This window comes from Rhodococcus sp. P4_B6 (assembly GCF_056402215.1).
Window position 1 is genome coordinate 1 of the sequence record NZ_JBFUHV010000008.1, and the last position, 16,362, is coordinate 16,362.

The 16,362-nt window shown below is 66.7% G+C and carries 20 protein-coding genes; 13 read left to right on the forward strand and 7 right to left on the reverse strand.

Translation table 11 applies throughout. The features are described 5' to 3' along the window. Nucleotides 1-310 precede the first annotated feature (310 nt). The 10 genes from AC1DWT_RS05425 to AC1DWT_RS05470 all read left to right on the forward strand — a co-directional run bounded on the left by AC1DWT_RS05425 (nucleotide 311) and on the right by AC1DWT_RS05470 (nucleotide 10,764). Complete coding sequence (locus tag AC1DWT_RS05425) at nucleotides 311-1,237, forward strand: Rossmann-like and DUF2520 domain-containing protein (RefSeq protein ID WP_072947358.1); 927 nt, start codon at nucleotides 311-313, stop codon at nucleotides 1,235-1,237. 5 nt (nucleotides 1,238-1,242) lie between these two features. Next, on the forward strand, nucleotides 1,243-2,178 hold the full coding sequence (gene panC / locus AC1DWT_RS05430) for a pantoate--beta-alanine ligase (RefSeq protein WP_072947400.1): 936 nt from the start codon (nucleotides 1,243-1,245) through the stop codon (nucleotides 2,176-2,178). Nucleotides 2,179-2,196: 18 nt separating this feature from the next. Next, a complete protein-coding gene (gene panD, locus AC1DWT_RS05435; RefSeq protein ID WP_073363686.1) occupies nucleotides 2,197-2,643 on the forward strand; it encodes an aspartate 1-decarboxylase in 447 nt (148 codons plus the stop codon). A 3-nt stretch (nucleotides 2,644-2,646) separates the two neighbouring features. Next, a complete protein-coding gene (locus AC1DWT_RS05440) occupies nucleotides 2,647-3,462 on the forward strand; it encodes a type III pantothenate kinase (RefSeq protein ID WP_072947360.1) in 816 nt (271 codons plus the stop codon). A gap of 122 nt (nucleotides 3,463-3,584) precedes the next feature. Next, nucleotides 3,585-4,118: a cysteine dioxygenase gene (locus AC1DWT_RS05445; protein WP_072947361.1), complete on the forward strand. Its 534-nt coding sequence runs from the start codon at nucleotides 3,585-3,587 to the stop codon at nucleotides 4,116-4,118. Beyond that, nucleotides 4,115-4,537: a rhodanese-like domain-containing protein gene (locus AC1DWT_RS05450; RefSeq protein WP_012691510.1), complete on the forward strand. Its 423-nt coding sequence runs from the start codon at nucleotides 4,115-4,117 to the stop codon at nucleotides 4,535-4,537. Before AC1DWT_RS05445 ends, AC1DWT_RS05450 begins: the two co-directional genes overlap by 4 nt. A gap of 167 nt (nucleotides 4,538-4,704) precedes the next feature. After that, complete coding sequence (lysS, locus tag AC1DWT_RS05455) at nucleotides 4,705-6,216, forward strand: lysine--tRNA ligase (protein WP_072947362.1); 1,512 nt, start codon at nucleotides 4,705-4,707, stop codon at nucleotides 6,214-6,216. A gap of 138 nt (nucleotides 6,217-6,354) precedes the next feature. Next, nucleotides 6,355-6,705, forward strand: a complete 351-nt coding sequence (locus AC1DWT_RS05460) for a histone-like nucleoid-structuring protein Lsr2 (protein ID WP_072947363.1) — start codon at nucleotides 6,355-6,357, stop codon at nucleotides 6,703-6,705. A gap of 99 nt (nucleotides 6,706-6,804) precedes the next feature. After that, entirely contained in the window at nucleotides 6,805-7,740 is a 936-nt protein-coding gene (locus tag AC1DWT_RS05465; RefSeq protein WP_387489978.1) for an esterase/lipase family protein, read from the forward strand. Nucleotides 7,741-8,226: 486 nt separating this feature from the next. After that, the gene (locus AC1DWT_RS05470) at nucleotides 8,227-10,764 is read left to right on the forward strand and encodes an ATP-dependent Clp protease ATP-binding subunit (protein WP_477919983.1); all 2,538 of its coding nucleotides are present in this window, start codon (nucleotides 8,227-8,229) and stop codon (nucleotides 10,762-10,764) included. A gap of 68 nt (nucleotides 10,765-10,832) precedes the next feature. Here the strand turns inward: AC1DWT_RS05470 and AC1DWT_RS05475 are convergent, their stop codons facing one another. Continuing rightward, on the reverse strand, nucleotides 10,833-11,414 hold the full coding sequence (locus tag AC1DWT_RS05475; protein WP_095862998.1) for a TIGR03086 family metal-binding protein: 582 nt from the start codon (nucleotides 11,412-11,414) through the stop codon (nucleotides 10,833-10,835). A 61-nt stretch (nucleotides 11,415-11,475) separates the two neighbouring features. Between AC1DWT_RS05475 and AC1DWT_RS05480 the strand changes: the two genes are divergently transcribed. Together AC1DWT_RS05480 and AC1DWT_RS05485 are read left to right on the forward strand one after the other, a co-directional pair. Then, on the forward strand, nucleotides 11,476-12,426 hold the full coding sequence (locus tag AC1DWT_RS05480) for a helix-turn-helix transcriptional regulator (protein WP_072947367.1): 951 nt from the start codon (nucleotides 11,476-11,478) through the stop codon (nucleotides 12,424-12,426). Between the two features lie 39 nt (nucleotides 12,427-12,465). Further along, the gene (locus AC1DWT_RS05485; protein WP_005244949.1) at nucleotides 12,466-12,903 is read left to right on the forward strand and encodes an OsmC family protein; all 438 of its coding nucleotides are present in this window, start codon (nucleotides 12,466-12,468) and stop codon (nucleotides 12,901-12,903) included. Nucleotides 12,904-12,910: 7 nt separating this feature from the next. On the opposite strand, the gene AC1DWT_RS05490 is transcribed toward AC1DWT_RS05485, so the two are convergent. From AC1DWT_RS05490 to AC1DWT_RS05510, 5 genes are read right to left on the reverse strand one after another with little or no spacing between them, the layout of a single operon-like run. Next, nucleotides 12,911-13,246 (reverse strand): SH3-like domain-containing protein, encoded by a 336-nt coding sequence (locus AC1DWT_RS05490; protein ID WP_072947368.1) that lies wholly within the window; start codon nucleotides 13,244-13,246, stop codon nucleotides 12,911-12,913. Then, the gene (gene scnC, locus AC1DWT_RS05495; RefSeq protein ID WP_072947369.1) at nucleotides 13,243-13,932 is read right to left on the reverse strand and encodes a thiocyanate hydrolase subunit gamma; all 690 of its coding nucleotides are present in this window, start codon (nucleotides 13,930-13,932) and stop codon (nucleotides 13,243-13,245) included. The genes AC1DWT_RS05490 and scnC overlap by 4 nt, the downstream gene beginning before the upstream one ends. After that, on the reverse strand, nucleotides 13,929-14,228 hold the full coding sequence (locus tag AC1DWT_RS05500; RefSeq protein WP_072947370.1) for an SH3-like domain-containing protein: 300 nt from the start codon (nucleotides 14,226-14,228) through the stop codon (nucleotides 13,929-13,931). Before AC1DWT_RS05500 ends, scnC begins: the two co-directional genes overlap by 4 nt. Beyond that, a complete protein-coding gene (locus AC1DWT_RS05505; protein WP_072947371.1) occupies nucleotides 14,225-14,668 on the reverse strand; it encodes an SH3-like domain-containing protein in 444 nt (147 codons plus the stop codon). The genes AC1DWT_RS05500 and AC1DWT_RS05505 overlap by 4 nt, the downstream gene beginning before the upstream one ends. Before the next feature lie 22 nt (nucleotides 14,669-14,690). Next, nucleotides 14,691-14,885 (reverse strand): CbtB domain-containing protein, encoded by a 195-nt coding sequence (locus AC1DWT_RS05510; protein ID WP_072947372.1) that lies wholly within the window; start codon nucleotides 14,883-14,885, stop codon nucleotides 14,691-14,693. 236 nt (nucleotides 14,886-15,121) lie between these two features. Between AC1DWT_RS05510 and AC1DWT_RS05515 the strand changes: the two genes are divergently transcribed. Next, nucleotides 15,122-15,787: a DsbA family oxidoreductase gene (locus tag AC1DWT_RS05515; protein WP_072947373.1), complete on the forward strand. Its 666-nt coding sequence runs from the start codon at nucleotides 15,122-15,124 to the stop codon at nucleotides 15,785-15,787. Here AC1DWT_RS05515 and AC1DWT_RS05520 read toward each other — a convergent pair. Next, nucleotides 15,784-16,239, reverse strand: a complete 456-nt coding sequence (locus AC1DWT_RS05520) for a hypothetical protein (protein WP_072947374.1) — start codon at nucleotides 16,237-16,239, stop codon at nucleotides 15,784-15,786. The two genes, AC1DWT_RS05515 and AC1DWT_RS05520, sit on opposite strands and share 4 nt — an antisense overlap. Between the last annotated feature and the right edge of the window lie 123 nt (nucleotides 16,240-16,362).

Consider the following 16,362-nt stretch of genomic DNA (forward strand, 5'->3'; position numbering starts at 1 on the left):
GCCGGAGCCCGAGGGGCGGCGGGGCCGCAGGCGGGCGGCGGAGGACGACGACTCTTCGGGCGCGCACTCGAACGGGCTGTCCGTCGCCGAGATCATGGCCAACATGCAGTCCGCGTCGGGGGCGTCCCAGAGCGCCGGAGGCAGGCGTCGCCGGGCCGAATAGGCTCCGACTCGCCCGAGGATCAACCCGCACGGTGTGAGGCATATATCACTCTGCCTGCGCATGGCGGGCCGAGTTCGAGCCGGGCTATCCTCACCGTGGAACGTCTGGTACCCGCCGAGCGGGACTGGAACGAACGAGAGGACGAAGGTGACCTCTTTCGGGATCACTAATGGCCCTGCGCCTGCGAGATTGACGGTAGGAATCGTCTCCGCCGGCCGGGTCGGAACAGCAATCGGTGCCGCGTTGGAGCGGGCGGGTCACGTCGTCGTCGCCTGCTCGGCCGTCTCCGACGCGTCACGGCATCGGGCACGTACCCGGCTTCCCGAGACCGAGATTCTGCCGGTCTCGGAGGTCGCGGCCCGCTCCGAACTGCTCATTCTCGCTGTCCCCGACGCCGAACTGCCGTCGCTGATCGCGGGGCTGGCCTCGACCGGTGCCGTGCCGGGTCGCGCGATCGTCGCCCACACGTCCGGCGCGAACGGCATCGGGATCCTCGGCCCCCTCACGGAGCAGGGTGTCGTTCCGCTCGCGATTCACCCCGCGATGACGTTCACCGGCCACGACGAGGACACGGTCCGTCTCGCATCCGCCTGTTTCGGTATCACCGCCGCCGACGACATCGGCTACGCGATCGCGCAGTCGCTGGTTCTCGAGATCGGCGGCGAGCCGGTGCGGGTCCGCGAGGACATGCGGCCGCTGTACCACGCCGCTCTCGCTCACGGCAGCAACCACCTGGTCACGCTCGTCGTCGACGCCGTCGCCGCGCTGCGAGTCGCGCTCGAAGGCCAGGAACTGCTCGGCCAGGAGTTGATCGGCGACGATCCGAACGGCCTGGCCGAACGAGTTCTGCAGCCGCTGCTGTCCGCGGCGCTCGACAACGCGCTGCGCCGCGGACCCGCGGCGCTCACCGGGCCCGTCGCCCGGGGCGACTCCGAGGCGGTGGCCACGCATCTGCGCGTCCTCGAGGAAGTCGATCCGCGGATTGCGGCCGGCTACCGGGCCCTCTCGCTGAGGTCGGCGCAGCGCGCCGGCGCCCCACCTGAACTGCTGGACATCCTGGAAGACCGGAGGTGAGCCCCGTGAGCGATCTGCAGGGCGGATACAAGCGCGGCGAACTGACCGTGCACCACGACCCGAGCGTGCTGACGCGGGTCTCGAAGGCGCTGCGCGGCGTCGGCCGCCAGGTCGCGCTCGTGCCCACGATGGGAGCCCTCCACACGGGTCACCTGGAACTGGTGCGGCAGGCCAAGCTCACCGGCGCGGTGGTGATCGTCTCGATCTTCGTCAACCCGTTGCAGTTCGGTGCCGGCGAAGACCTCGACGCCTACCCGCGCACCCTCGACGCCGATCTCGAACTGCTGCGTGAGGCCGGAGTCGAGCTGGCGTTCGTGCCGACCGCGGCCACCATGTACCCGGCCGGTCCGCGGACGACGATCCACCCCGGACCGCTGGGCGCAGAGCTGGAGGGCGCGTCCAGGCCCACGCACTTCGCGGGCATGCTCACCGTCGTCGCCAAGCTGCTGCAGATCGCCGCACCGCACGTCGCGTACTTCGGCGAGAAGGACTACCAGCAGCTGACGCTGATCCGGCAGATGGTGACCGACCTGAACTTCGACGTCCGCATCTTCGGCGTGCCCACGGTGCGTGAACACGACGGACTCGCGCTGTCCTCGCGGAACCGCTACCTCGACGAGGATCAGCGGAACGCGGCGACGACGTTGTCCGCGGCCCTGATCGCCGGTGCCCACGCCGCGGCCGGGGGCGCCGAGGCGATCCTCGCCACCGCGCGCGAGGTGCTGGCGTCCACCCCCGAGGTGGAGGTCGACTACCTCGAGGTGCGGGGCGTCGACCTCGGTCCGGCCCCCGCGCGAGGCGATGGCCGGCTGCTCGTCGCCGCCAGGCTCGGAAACACCCGCTTGATCGACAACGTCGGTGTCGCCGTCGGCACCGGTTTCCTCGAACGTGACACCGAGGCGTCGGACGCGTCGGCGACAGACGAACTTCTTTCCCGCTAGAAGAGTAAGGACCGGAACATGTTTCGCACCATGATGAAGTCGAAGATCCATCGCGCCACCGTCACACACGCCGACCTGCACTACGTGGGCTCGGTGACGGTCGACCAGGATCTGATGGATGCCGCCGACCTCCTCGAGGGTGAGCAGGTGTGCATCGTCGACATCGACAACGGCGCGCGGCTCGAAACCTATGTCATCGCCGGCGAGCGGGGAAGCGGTGTCATCGGGATCAACGGTGCGGCAGCGCATCTGGTCAAGCCCGGCGACCTCGTCATCCTCATCGCCTACGGCGTCATGAACGAGCAGGAGGTGCGCGACTACGAGCCGCGCGTCGTGTTCGTCGACGCCGCGAACAAGCCGGTCGAACTCGGTGCCGACCCGGCGCACGCGCCGGAGGGCTCCGGCCTGATCACCCCGCGCATGCTGTCGACGCTCGACGCCGAGCGCGAATCCAGTTTGGTGTAACCCGTGCTCCTCACCGTCGACGTCCGGAACACGAACATCGTTCTCGGACTGTTCACCGGTACCGGTGAACACTCGAAGTTGGTGCAGGACTGGCGGATGCGCACTGATGCGAGGATGACGGCCGACGAACTGGCGCTCATCTTCCGCGGGCTCCTCGGCGCGCACACCGATCAGATCACGGGGGTGTCCGCGCTGTCGACGGTGCCGTCGGTGCTGCGGGAGATCCGCGTGATGCTGACGCGGTACTGGGGGCACGTCCCGCACGTGCTGGTGGAACCCGGGGTGCGAACCGGTGTTCCGCTGCTCGTCGACAACCCCAAAGAGGTCGGCGCCGACCGGATCGTGAACAGTCTTGCGGCGCATCACCTCTACGACGCGCCGTGCATCGTGGTCGACTTCGGGACGTCCACGTGCGTCGACGTCGTGTCCGCGAAGGGTGAGTTCCTCGGCGGCGCCATCGCGCCCGGCCTCGAGATCTCCTCGGACGCACTCGCGTCGCAGTCGGCGGCGCTGCGCAAGGTCGAACTGGTGAGGCCGCGCTCCGTCGTCGGCAAGAACACCGTCGAATGCATGCAGTCGGGTGCGGTGTTCGGTTTCGCCGGCCTCGTCGACGGACTGGTCCGCCGGGTGCGCAGGGAACTGCCCGCCTTCTCCGGTTCCGACGTGGTGGTGATCGCGACCGGCGACCGTGCGCCGCTGATCATGCCCGAGACGGAGACCGTCGACGAGCACGAACCGGATCTCACGCTCGAAGGGCTGCGCCTGGTCTACGAGCGGAATCAGGCCCGCAAGGGAGCGCGTCGCAGTCCGCTCGACTGATGGGTTCCCTCTTCGCGGAAGTTATGTCAGAATGGTCCCCGTGAATCTCTGCACGAGTGCTCAGGAGTGTTGTCGAGGCTGAACGCTGCCTTGACCAATTCACACTTCTGGGAGTCTCTCTCGTGCTCGCAACGTATTCTTCTGCATCTGTACCCACCCGTCTTCGCCCGGCTGACCTGCTGCGCATCACCGATCAGGGTGCTTCCGAGGTCCTCGACGGCCGCCACGACGTCCTGCTCCCGCAGAGCTGGCCCACCGACGAGCGCTGGTCGACCCGGCTCTACTCGGACGACGACGTCGATGTCTGGCTGATCAGCTGGGTTCCCGACCGGAATACCGAATTGCACGACCACGCAGGATCTTTCGGTGCGCTCACCGTTCTCAGCGGCGCGCTGTCCGAGTTCCGTTGGGCGGGTGATCAACTGCGTCACCGCATCCTCGACGCCGGCGATCAGGCCTCGTTTCCGCTCGGCTGGGTCCACGACGTGGTGCGGGCGCCGGACGCACCCGGGGCACAGGCGGTGACGCCGACGCTGAGTGTGCACGCCTACTCGCCGCCATTGTCGGCCATGTCCTATTACGAGGTCACGGACCACGGCACGCTGCGCCGTACCCGGACCGAGCTCACCGATCTCCCCGAGGGCGGTTCGAAGTGAACATCGACCAGATGCTCGAAGAGGCTCGCACCAAGATCGACCGGATGTACGCGTTCGAGCTGCCCGAGGCCGTGGCGCGCGGCGCGATCGTCGTGGACATCCGCCCGCAGGCGCAGCGCGCGATCGAGGGGACGCTGCCCGGCGCGCTCGCCATCGAACGCAACGTCCTCGAGTGGCGCTGCGATCCCACCAGCTCGGCGCACCTGGCGCTGGCGGTGGATCACGACGTCGAGTGGATCATCGTCTGCTCCGAGGGCTACACGTCGAGCCTCGCCGCGGCGGCCCTGCAGGAGCTGGGTCTCCACAAGGCGACCGACCTCGTCGGCGGGTACAAGGCGATCAAGGCGGCGGGGCTGCTGGGGTCGCTCATCGCGACGCAGCACTGCGTGCGGGAGTTGGCCACCGTCTCGGCGCACTGACGGCGAGCCGTCGGTCGGTGCTGACGGCGAGCCGTCGGTCGGTGCTGACGGCGAGCCGTCGGTCGGTGCTGACGGCGAGCCGTCGGTCGGTGCTGACGGCGAGCCGTCGGGATGAACGCTGACCTCTGAATAGGGGCACGACCGGCTGTCGATTAGGCTGGTGACCCGTGAGTGAAGTAGCAGCCCAGCCAGTCGACGACACCCCCGAGCAGCTTCGGATCCGCCAGGAGAAGCGTGAGCGCATTCTCGCGGAGGGACGCCAGGCGTACCCGGTGTCGGTGGCGCGCACCCACTCGCTGGCGGAGATCCGCGCCAAGTATCCGGACCTCGAGCCCGACACGACCACGGGCGACCAGGTCGGTGTCGCCGGCCGGGTGATCTTCGTGCGCAACACGGGCAAGTTGTGCTTCGCGACGCTGCAGGAAGGCGACGGCACTCAGCTGCAGGCGATGATCAGTCTCGCCGCTGTCGGCGAGGACGCTCTCGTGTCGTGGAAGGCCGATGTCGACCTCGGTGACTTCGTGTTCGTGCACGGTGAGGTGATCAGCTCCCGTCGCGGTGAGCTGAGCGTGATGGCCGATTCGTGGCAGATCGCGTCCAAGTCGCTCCGGCCTCTGCCCGTTGCGCACAAGGAGATGAACGAGGAGTCCCGGGTCCGGCAGCGTTACGCCGATCTGATCGTGCGCCCCGAGGCGCGGGACAATGCGCGTAAGCGTGTGGCAGTGGTCCGTGAGCTCCGGAACGCGCTCGAGCGTCGCGGGTTCCTCGAGGTCGAGACGCCGATGTTGCAGACGGTGGCAGGTGGCGCGGCGGCCCGTCCCTTCATCACGCATTCCAATGCCCTCGACATCGACCTGTATCTCCGGATCGCCCCCGAACTGTTCCTGAAGCGGTGCGTCGTGGGCGGTATCGAGAAGGTTTTCGAGATCAACCGGAATTTCCGCAACGAGGGCGTCGACTCGACGCACTCGCCGGAATTCGCGATGCTCGAGACGTACGAGGCTTACGGCACATATGACGATTCGGCCGTCATGATCCGCGAACTCGTTCAGGAGGTGGCGCAGGCCGCTTTCGGTTCGCAGGTCGTCACTCTTGCCGATGGCACCGAATACGACCTGAGCGGTGAATGGAAGACCCTCGAGATGTATCCGTCGCTGTCGCAGGCGATCGGTGTCGAGGTCACTCCGGATACCACGGTCGAGGAATTGCTGGCTCTCGCCGAGAAGGTGGGCCTCGAAGTCCCGAAGGACAAGGGTTACGGGCACGGGAAGCTGGTCGAGGAACTGTGGGAGCACCAGTGCGGCGACCAGTTGTTCGAGCCGACTTTCGTCCGTGATTTCCCGGTCGAGACGTCACCGCTGACTCGTGACCACCGCAGCAAGGCCGGGGTGACCGAGAAGTGGGACCTCTACATCCGTGGGTTCGAGTTGGCCACGGGCTATTCGGAATTGGTCGATCCGGTGATCCAGCGTGAGCGGTTCGTCGATCAGGCGCGTCTCGCGTCGGCCGGCGACGACGAGGCGATGGCCCTCGACGAAGAATTCCTCGCCGCAATGGAGCAGGGAATGCCGCCGACCACCGGTACCGGAATGGGAATCGACCGTCTGCTCATGGCATTGACGGGATTGGGAATCCGCGAAACAATCCTCTTTCCCATTGTTCGGCCTTCTTCTCGCTGATTCGCTGGGGGTGAATTCGCGCGGATAAATTCGATCCATTCCTCGTATTCCGAATCGGAAGAACAGGGGTATGGTTACCTCGGGTCGTAGCTCACGTTGACGATGAGACGTCGCTTCATTCGAGAGGAATTTCATCCCATGGCTAAGAAGGTCACTGTCACCCTGATCGACGATGTCGATCAAGAGGCGTCTGCCGACGAGACGGTCGAGTTCGGACTCGATGGTGTTCAGTACGAGATCGACCTTTCCTCGGAGAATGCGGCGAAATTGCGCGAGCAGCTCGACGTGTGGGTTTCCCACGCGCGCAAGGTGAGCTCGCGCAAGCGCGGCAAAGCGGTGGCGGCCCCGGCCGTCACCAAGTCCCGAGTTTCGGTCGACCGGGAACAGAGCGCCGCTATCCGGGAATGGGCGCGCAAGAACAACAAAAAGGTTTCTGCGCGCGGCCGTATCTCCGCCGAAATTATCGAGGCCTACAACAAGGCRAACTGAAAGTTAGCTGGGAACAGAATTCGCTGATTCGCTCCGCAAGGCGACCTGGACTGTTACCGTCCCGCTCTGATCCGACATTCGGGGAGTCTGGGGGTAGCTGTGCGCCGCTGCGTGTCCGTTTCAGGGATTCTGTTCCTGGCTTTCGTTATGTGGGCCGGGGTGGCATCCGCAGCGCCTGCCTATCCGGTGCCGGATTCGTTCCTCGCCGGAGTGCCCCTCGAATTGGGAAATCCGGACGGTTCGGCCCCGGGCTCGAACGACTGGTCCTGCCGGCCGAGTGACGCGCATCCCGAACCGGTGGTCCTCGTCCACGGGACGGGAGGCGCGCGCCAGACCAACTGGGCGGTGTATGCACCCCTGCTTGCCAACGAGGGCTACTGCGTGTACTCCCTCACCTACGGCAACTTCCCCGACCTGCCCTGGCCGCTCGACGCGATCGGCGGAATGACGCCCATCGACACCGGCACCGCTCAGATCGCCGCGTTCGTCGATCAGGTGCTGGCGAGTACGGGCGCCGCGAAAGTCGACCTGGTGGGACATTCCCAGGGCACGGTGCAGGCGAACAATTACGTGAAGTTCTTCGGGGGTGCGGACAAGGTCGCGAAGATCGTGTCGCTCGCCCCGCCGTGGCAGGGCACGTACGGAAACGATCAGATCAGTGCAGGCCGGTTCCTGCGTTCGCTCGGCGTCGACGACGCGGTGGCGGCAGGTTTCCCCATCTGCCAGGCGTGTCCCGAGATGCTTCAGGGGTCGAAGTTCATCGACCGCATGCGCGCGGGCGGGGTCTACGTCCCCGGGATCGAGTACACGAACATCGTCACCCGCTACGACGAACTGGTCGTCCCGTACACGAGCGGCCTCGAGCCGGGGCCGGACACCACCAACATCGTCGTCCAGGACGGGTGCCAGCAGGACTATTCCGACCACGTCGCCGTCGCCGGCTCCGCCCGCGCCGCCGGTTTCGTCCTGAACGCGCTGGACCGCGACAATCCGCGCGTGGTGCCGTGCAGTTTCGTCGCCCCTGTCGCGGGGTAGCCCCCCGCGAGATCCATCTGCCGCCAGTTACCGGGGGGAGGCCTGGGCAACCCGCTGGGTAACGCCGCCGACCCCGGCGGAAACGAATGGGTGGCGAACTCACAGCTCGTCGACATACCCTGTCCGGATACGCAGGTCTCGCCCCCTCGGGGAGCGGGCCGCCGGCCTCTATCGACCGGGTGCCCTTCACAGGCACCACCGGACCTGTTCGCTCCAGGCGTACAGCGAAGGGGAAACGATTGCCGGAGCTGGGGCGTTAAATACGAATAAGCAGGCGTGCTCGCCCACCTAAAGGGGTGGAGGGGCAGCAGGTCGATCGGCAGCCAACTAGAGTAATAGCTGGGGTCGTGGAACCTTCGTCGGTTCGGGGCGTCTGCCCTCGGAGCAGGCGCTGGCGATCTGCTTGTAGTGCCGGAGCGAAACGCGGCGAACAGGGACGAGACACCCGGTCTCGTGACTGCACGTCGGAAAGTGTGAGGGAGAGCGATGTTCGAGAGGTTCACCGATCGCGCACGGCGCGTTGTTGTCCTGGCTCAAGAAGAAGCCAGGATGCTCAACCACAACTACATCGGTACGGAGCACATCCTGCTCGGCCTCATTCACGAGGGCGAAGGTGTCGCTGCCAAGTCGCTGGAGTCGTTGGGCATCTCCCTCGAAGGAGTGCGCAGCCAGGTCGAGGAGATCATCGGCCAGGGCCAGCAGGCCCCGTCCGGCCACATCCCCTTCACCCCGCGTGCCAAAAAAGTCCTGGAGCTCAGCCTGCGCGAGGCACTGCAGCTCGGACACAACTACATCGGTACGGAGCACATCCTGCTCGGCCTCATCCGCGAGGGTGAAGGCGTCGCAGCGCAGGTTCTGGTGAAGCTCGGCGCCGATCTCAACCGGGTCCGTCAGCAGGTCATCCAGCTGCTTTCCGGTTACCAGGGCAAGGAGCCGGCCGAATCCGGCGGCACTCGTGGCGAGGCGGGCACCCCGTCCACGTCGCTGGTGCTCGACCAGTTCGGTCGCAACCTCACCCAGGCGGCCCTCGAAGGCAAGCTCGACCCCGTCATCGGCCGCTCGAAGGAAATCGAGCGCGTCATGCAGGTGCTGTCGCGCCGTACCAAGAACAACCCCGTGCTGATCGGTGAGCCCGGTGTCGGTAAGACCGCCGTCGTCGAAGGTCTCGCTCAGGCCATCGTCAACGGCGAGGTCCCCGAGACGCTCAAGGACAAGCAGCTGTACACGCTCGACCTCGGGTCGCTCGTGGCAGGCAGCCGCTACCGCGGTGACTTCGAAGAGCGCCTGAAGAAGGTCCTCAAGGAGATCAACACCCGCGGCGACATCATTCTGTTCATCGACGAGCTGCACACCCTGGTGGGTGCCGGCGCGGCCGAGGGCGCCATCGACGCGGCCTCGATCCTCAAGCCGAAGCTGGCCCGCGGTGAGCTGCAGACCATCGGTGCGACCACCCTCGACGAGTACCGCAAGTACATCGAGAAGGACGCCGCACTCGAGCGCCGCTTCCAGCCGGTGCAGGTCGGCGAGCCGACGGTGGAGCACACCATCGAGATCCTCAAGGGTCTGCGCGACCGTTACGAGGCGCATCACCGCGTGTCCATCACGGACGGTGCACTCGTCGCCGCGGCCACCCTGGCCGATCGCTACATCAACGACCGCTTCCTGCCGGACAAGGCCATCGACCTCATCGACGAGGCCGGAGCACGGATGCGCATCCGCCGGATGACCGCACCGCCGGACCTCCGCGAGTTCGACGACAAGATCGCCGACGCCCGCCGCGAGAAGGAGTCCGCGATCGACGCGCAGGACTTCGAGAAGGCCGCGAACCTGCGCGACAAGGAGAAGACCCTCGTCGCTCAGCGTGCAGAGCGGGAGAAGCAGTGGCGTTCCGGTGACCTGGACGTCATCGCCGAGGTCGACGACGAGCAGATCGCCGAGGTCCTGGGTAACTGGACCGGCATCCCCGTGTTCAAGCTCACCGAGGAGGAGACCACCCGTCTGCTCCGCATGGAGGAGGAGCTGCACAAGCGGATCATCGGTCAGGAAGACGCGGTCAAGGCCGTCGCCAAGGCCATCCGTCGTACCCGTGCCGGCCTGAAGGACCCGAAGCGTCCGTCCGGTTCGTTCATCTTCGCCGGCCCGTCCGGTGTCGGTAAGACCGAGCTGGCCAAGTCGCTCGCCAACTTCCTGTTCGGTGAGGACGACGCTCTCATCCAGATCGACATGGGTGAGTTCCACGACCGCTTCACCGCGTCGCGGCTGTTCGGTGCCCCTCCCGGCTACGTCGGCTACGAAGAGGGCGGACAGCTCACCGAGAAGGTGCGCCGCAAGCCGTTCAGCGTGGTGCTGTTCGACGAGATCGAGAAGGCACACCAGGAGATCTACAACACCCTCCTGCAGGTGCTCGAAGACGGCCGTCTCACCGACGGTCAGGGCCGGACCGTGGACTTCAAGAACACGGTGCTCATCTTCACCTCGAACCTCGGCACGTCGGACATCTCCAAGGCAGTGGGTCTCGGCTTCACGTCCGGTAAGGGCGACGAGTCGAACTACGAGCGGATGAAGCTCAAGGTCCACGACGAGCTGAAGAASYACTTCCGGCCCGAGTTCCTCAACCGYATCGACGACATCGTCGTGTTCCACCAGCTCACCACCGAGCAGATCGTTCAGATGGTGGACCTGATGGTTGCGCGCGTCGAGGTGGCCTTGAAGAACAAGGACATGACGATGGAGGTCACCGACAAGGCGAAGTCGCTGCTGGCCAAGCGTGGCTTCGATCCGGTCCTGGGTGCGCGGCCGCTGCGTCGCACCATCCAGCGCGAGATCGAGGACCAGCTGTCGGAGAAGATCCTCTTCGGCGAGGTCGGCCCCGGTCAGATCGTGTACGTCGACGTCGAGAACTGGGACGGCGAAGGCGCGGGCGAGGACGCGAAGTTCACGTTCCGCGGCGAGACGAAGCCGGTCACGGTGCCCGACGAGGTTCCGGTCGACCTGGCCAAGTCGGGCGCAGCCGACTCGGAGTAGTCGGGCAGTAGTCGAACGAGACGGGCCGCCGGTGGTTTCCACCGGCGGCCCGTTCGTGTGTGCGGGGTTCAGATGCTCTTGCGTCCCGACCAGTTGACGAGGCGCTCGGTGGGACCGGCGGTGGGGTGCGGCTCGACCACGTCCGCGAACGGCACGTGCCCGCCGCGTGGTTCCGCCGGGATCGCGCGCTGTGCGACGGCGAGCATGGCCTCCGCGAGTTCGGGGCGGGTTTCGGAGGGCTGGCCGGTGGCGACCGCCAGATCCCAGCCGTGCACGAGCGTCTCGTTGATGTAGCCCCAGATCGCGGCGCGGCCGGGGACGGTGCCCCACGGGGCGGTCACCGTTGCGTCGAGGCGGCTGTCGTCGGTCCAGACGGGCCACATGCGGTCGGCGGCCGACCGGTAGGCGTCCGCGTAGCCCTCGTCGGGGATGTCGGTGACGACGAGCGGAACGGTGGCCGGGTCGCCGCCCTCACCGATCACGCGGGCACGCTCCACGGTGGCGACGAGGTGGCCGAGCATGGTGCGGACGTCGAAGTCGGCGCACGGGGTGGATGCCGTCAACTGGTCCTCGCGGACGTTCTCGATGAGACCGGTGGTCCAGGTGAGGGCTTCGCGGTACAGGGGCCGGGGATCTGTCGTGTTTGTCATGAGGCAACTATCGCCGCAATACATGACATCCTCTGTCGTGTATTTCTGACAGACTTTCCGCATGCGCGCCGACCGTCTGCTCTCGCTCGTCCTCCTGCTCCGCAACCGTGGGCGAATGTCGGCTGCGGCGCTGGCCCGCGAACTCGAGGTGTCGCCGCGCACCGTGCTGCGAGACATCGATGCGCTGTCGACGGCGGGGATCCCGGTGTACGCCGAACGCGGCCGGGACGGCGGTTTCGAGTTGCTCCCGGGATTCACCACCGACCTCACGGGCCTGACCGTCGACGAGGCCAAGGCCCTGCTGGCGGCGGGCTCCGCGGTGACCTCGGAGTCGCTGGGCATGGCGCCGGCGTTCGCGTCGGCGATGCGCAAGGTGGTCGCGGCGATGCCGGACGCGCACCGGGCCGCGGCGACGAAGGTGGCGGAGCGGGTGTTCGTCACCCAGGGTTCGTGGCTGACCGATCCGGAACCGGTCGACGACCACCTCGGGCTGATCCAGCAAGCGGTGTTCGTGGGCAGGCGCCTGAGCATCCTCTACCCGTCGCGGGGCAACGAACCGGTGTGGCGGGTCATCGACCCGCAGGGTCTCATCCACGCGGGGGGACGGTGGTACCTGGTGGCGACGGACGCCGGCCGCGACCGGACGTACCGGCTCGAGCGGATCGCGGACGTCCGCGAACTCGACGAACCGGCACAGCGACCGGCCGACATCGACCTCGCCGCGATCTGGGAGCATCGCCGTTCGGCGTTCCGGGCACGCGGCACACCGATCGTCGTCGACGTTCTCGTCCGCCGGGAGTGCCGCGACGTTCTGGCGGAGCGTGCCTACGCCGTCCGATCCGAGCAGCCCGCCGACGGCGACCGGGTGCGCCTGGAAGTGGTGTTCGGCGACGACTCCCACGCGAGCGGCGTGCTGTGGTCGCTCGGCGAGGACGCAGAAGTGCTGGCGCCGGACGATCTGCGGGCCGCCCTGCGTTCCCGGGCGCTGCGGATGTGCGCCAGGTACGAGTAGGTTCGACACGTAAACCGAAGAACCACGAGAGGATGTGGCATGCCGACACGTACCGCACGGACCGCTTGGAACGGATCACTCGAACAGGGAAGCGGCCAGGTGGAACTCACCAGTTCCGGTGTCGCGACCTTCGACGTCTCGTTCCCGAAGCGCGCGGCGGAGGAGGCGGGTGGAACCACCAGCCCGGAGGAGCTGATCGCGGCGGCGCATTCGTCCTGCTACGCGATGCAGCTGTCCGCACTCATCGCGGAGGCAGGCGGAACCCCGCAGAGCCTCGAGGTGAAGGCCGATGTCTCACTCGGGCCGGACAACCCGGGTTTCAAGCTCACCGGCATCAAGTTGACGGTCCGCGGTGAGGTGGACGGGCTCGACGCAGACGGCTTCGCCAAGGCCGCTCAGGCCGCGAAGGAGTCGTGCCCGGTGAGCAAGGCACTCACCGGCGTCGAGATCACGTTGGACGCGGCACTCGAATCCTGAGTGCCGGCTACCGACGGTTGACCCGTGCGCGCACTTCCTCCATCTTCGCCTGGAGTTCGTCCGGGCTGATGACGCCCTTGTCCATCAGCGCGTGCGCGGTGGCGACGACGGACCGGGAGCGGACGGGGAAGTCGCGGTAGATGGTTTCGCCCAGCTGGTCCTCGGTGTGGCGCCTGTCGAGATTGTCCCAGGCGCCACGCCAGGACAGGCATTCCGCGGTGGCCTGCATGCTCGATTCCCACGGGTCGGGCTTGCGGTCGAGGTCCGGGAGCGTCACGTCGTCGCGAGTTGTCGCCGGTGTCAACGTGTTCAGGATGACGTCGTAGCCCCTGTCTGCCATCATCGCGCGGCTCCTCCGTTGTCCGAGGGTGGTGTGGTCGCCGTCCAGTCGACCTGCGGGACGGCGACGCCGATCATGGTGTCGCGGGTGACGATCGACGCCAGCTGTTCCTCACTCCACCCCTCGGTGCCTTCGGGGCGCATCGGCATCACCATAAATCGCGATTTCTGATTCGAATCATGCACGCGCACTTCGACGTCCGACGGGAAGTGCAGGCCGAACTCCGCGATCACCTCGCGGGGCCAGCGCACCAGCCGGCGGCGGTAGTTGGGTGTGCGGTACCAGTCCGGGGACATGCCGAGGACGGGCCGCGGATAGCACGAACACAACGTGCAGACGATGACGTTGTGCACTTTCGGGGTGTTCTCCAGTACGTAGAAGTACGTGTAGTCGCTCGGTGTGCCCGACCCGGTGGGGTCGCGCCAGTCGATCCCCACTTCCTTGCAGGTCTCGGTGCCGTCGGCCAGTAGGCGCTTCTTGAATTCCGGATCCACCCACGCCTTCGCGACCAACTTCGAACCACCCGACGGCCCTACCGATTCGGCCCATTCCGAGAAGCGCCGGTGATCCTCGCGGGAGAACAGTCCGTGTTCGATGGACAGTTCCCGGATGGCGGTTTCCAGGATCTCGAATTCGCTGACCTCCTCCGAGGCCTGGATCGGGGCGTGATCGTCGTGCGAATGCGTCATGTGTCGGCCTCTCCTGCCGGCTCGAGCCAGCGCTCGGAGCACTCGGTTTCCAAGGTGTCGATCTCGTATCCGGTGTAGCGGGGCCAGAGGTCGGTCTGCTGGAAGCGGACGACGTAGAACGGCTCGGTCCGGCCGTCGTCGACGCGTCCCCACGCCTCGTCCTCGGGGATCACCCACGCCGGGCGGTGTTCGACGACGACGCCGGTGTGCCCGCGGATGAATGCCTGCGTGCGGGTGTGGAACATCGACGTCGCATCCTTGACGGTGACGCGGTCGCCGATCTCGAACTTCGTCATGACCGGCCTCCCGCCGTAGGTCCGCCGGCGGTCCGGGCCCGCACTTCGTCGATCTTGGCGGAGAGTTCGTCCGGCGTGATCAGGCCCTTGTTGATGAGTGTCTTGGCAGCCACCGTGATCCACCGCGCGTAGTACGGCAATCCGAAGTAGAGCGTGGCACCCAGGTCGTTCTCGGCGCGACGGCGTTCCTCCGAGTTCCACACGCCCCGCCAGCCGAGGCATTCGCACGTGACGTACGTGCTCATCTCCCAGTCCTCTTCGACCTTCTCCTCGTACGCGACGGGAAGGGCGGGCTGGCCGCCGACGTCGTGCAGCACGTGCCGCAGCGCGTCGAACGCGGAATTGGGGAGGTAGTACGGCGAATCCATCTCTTCGTGATGGAGGGGGCCGTACCCCGCCACTCTGTTCGCCTGTGCTTCGAATTCTGCTGGAGAGTTCATCGCGCGCTCCGTAGGGGTGGAACTAGTGACAGGGGACTCCCAGGAGATGGCGTCCGTCGTGCATCAATTCGTGCAGGTACATGCCACTTCGGGAGATCGCACCCTGGTCGAAGCCGACCAGGTAGAGGGTGAGAAGTGAGAGCAGGACGACTCCGACGGCGATCAGCACGATTCCGACTGATTCGACGGACTTGCTCGGTGAAGAGACGTAAACCATGGCTACTCCTGGAGGAGTTCGGGTTCCGCAACCATCGGCCGTCGATTGTCCGGGCATCGCGACGAGCGCCCCTCGTTCAGCGGCACGATCGATACGACGTTACTCTCGCCGTGTCGACACCCTCACCGTACCGTTCGGTCGAATTCGGCGGGCGTAAATACACCACGGCGAGCCAAGACATCCTCTGAGCGGAACGAGCCGGAACAGAATCCGGCACCGATCTGTTCCACTGAACTGTGACGACACAGCAGAAGCACGACGGCGACATCGAGATCGAGATCTGGTCCGACGTGGCCTGCCCCTGGTGCTACATCGGCAAGCGCCGTTTCCTGTCGGCCCTCGACGAGTTCGAGGGGCGCGACCGGGTCAACGTGACGTGGCGGTCGTACCAGCTGTCTCCGGACACGCCGGTCGGGGAGCGGCGCACCGAACTCGACGCCCTGGTGGAGAGCAAGGGGCTGTCGGCGGAGCAGGTCCGTCAGATGTTCGGGCACGTCGCGCAGACGGCGGCCGACGAGGGTCTGCGACTGGACTTCGACACGGTCGTCGCCGCCAACACCTTCGACGCGCACCGGCTGATCCACCTCGCGGGCGACAGGCGAGATGCCGTGGTGGAGGGACTGTTCCGCGCCCACTTCGGTGAGGGCGCCGTGATCGACGACCGCGAGGTGCTCGTCGACATCGCGGCGCGGGCCGGGCTCGACGCCGACACGGTGCGCGCCGAACTCGATTCCGATGCCGGTGCGGACGCGGTCCGGGCCGATCTCGACACCGCTCGTGCGTTGCAGGTGTCGGCGGTGCCGTTCTTCGTCGCCAACCGCCGGGTCGCGGTATCCGGTGCGCAGCCGAAGGACGTGTTCCTGCAGCTCCTGACGCAGGCGAGCGCGGCGCCGGTCACCTAGCAGCGGGCGAAGTACCGGTTGGCGTCAGCCCGGAACATGAGTGCCAGTGCGGCGATCACCGCCGCGAGGTGCGTGAGCCGGGCGAGCGCGATCACCGCGACGTCGAGCGTCAGACCGGAGACGGCGGACATCGGGTCATCGCACGCCGTCATCCAGGCGATCGGCTCCGCCACGAGCGACGTGACGCCGAAGATGCCGAGGCTGATCGCGAGGACGCCCCGCGCCCACGCCCTGCCGCTGCGGAACCGGGTCATGACGAACAGCACCGCGGCGTAGACGAGAACACGGACCGCGAGTTGTCCGGCGAGCCCGGCGACGTCGGCGTCCGGATTCTCCAGTGCGGTGGACGCGTGTGCAATCGCCTCCACCACGCCGGCGAACAGGGCGAGCCCGAGCAGCCGGAACGCGTGTTCGACCGTCTGCGGGGCCGGTGGTGCGGTGCGAGTGGTCATGTCCCCAATGCTGGTATCGGTGACATCGCGGGCACATCACCCCGGGGAGTGGCGGCCACCCCTACTCGGGTATCGGTGCGGCACCTTGCCATCACTCCGGACGGGGAGCACATTGAAAAGCAC

Coding starts and splice junctions, on each gene's coding strand:
- scnC (WP_072947369.1), bottom strand. CDS start 13,932: ATGACGCATTCGCACGACGATCACGCCCCGATCCAGGCCTCGGAGGAG.
- panD (WP_073363686.1), top strand. CDS start 2,197: ATGTTTCGCACCATGATGAAGTCGAAGATCCATCGCGCCACCGTCACA.
- AC1DWT_RS05510 (WP_072947372.1), bottom strand. CDS start 14,885: ATGGTTTACGTCTCTTCACCGAGCAAGTCCGTCGAATCAGTCGGAATC.
- AC1DWT_RS05485 (WP_005244949.1), top strand. CDS start 12,466: ATGCCGACACGTACCGCACGGACCGCTTGGAACGGATCACTCGAACAG.
- AC1DWT_RS05505 (WP_072947371.1), bottom strand. CDS start 14,668: ATGAACTCTCCAGCAGAATTCGAAGCACAGGCGAACAGAGTGGCGGGG.
- AC1DWT_RS05480 (WP_072947367.1), top strand. CDS start 11,476: ATGCGCGCCGACCGTCTGCTCTCGCTCGTCCTCCTGCTCCGCAACCGT.
- AC1DWT_RS05500 (WP_072947370.1), bottom strand. CDS start 14,228: ATGACGAAGTTCGAGATCGGCGACCGCGTCACCGTCAAGGATGCGACG.
- AC1DWT_RS05520 (WP_072947374.1), bottom strand. CDS start 16,239: ATGACCACTCGCACCGCACCACCGGCCCCGCAGACGGTCGAACACGCG.
- AC1DWT_RS05475 (WP_095862998.1), bottom strand. CDS start 11,414: ATGACAAACACGACAGATCCCCGGCCCCTGTACCGCGAAGCCCTCACC.
- AC1DWT_RS05490 (WP_072947368.1), bottom strand. CDS start 13,246: ATGATGGCAGACAGGGGCTACGACGTCATCCTGAACACGTTGACACCG.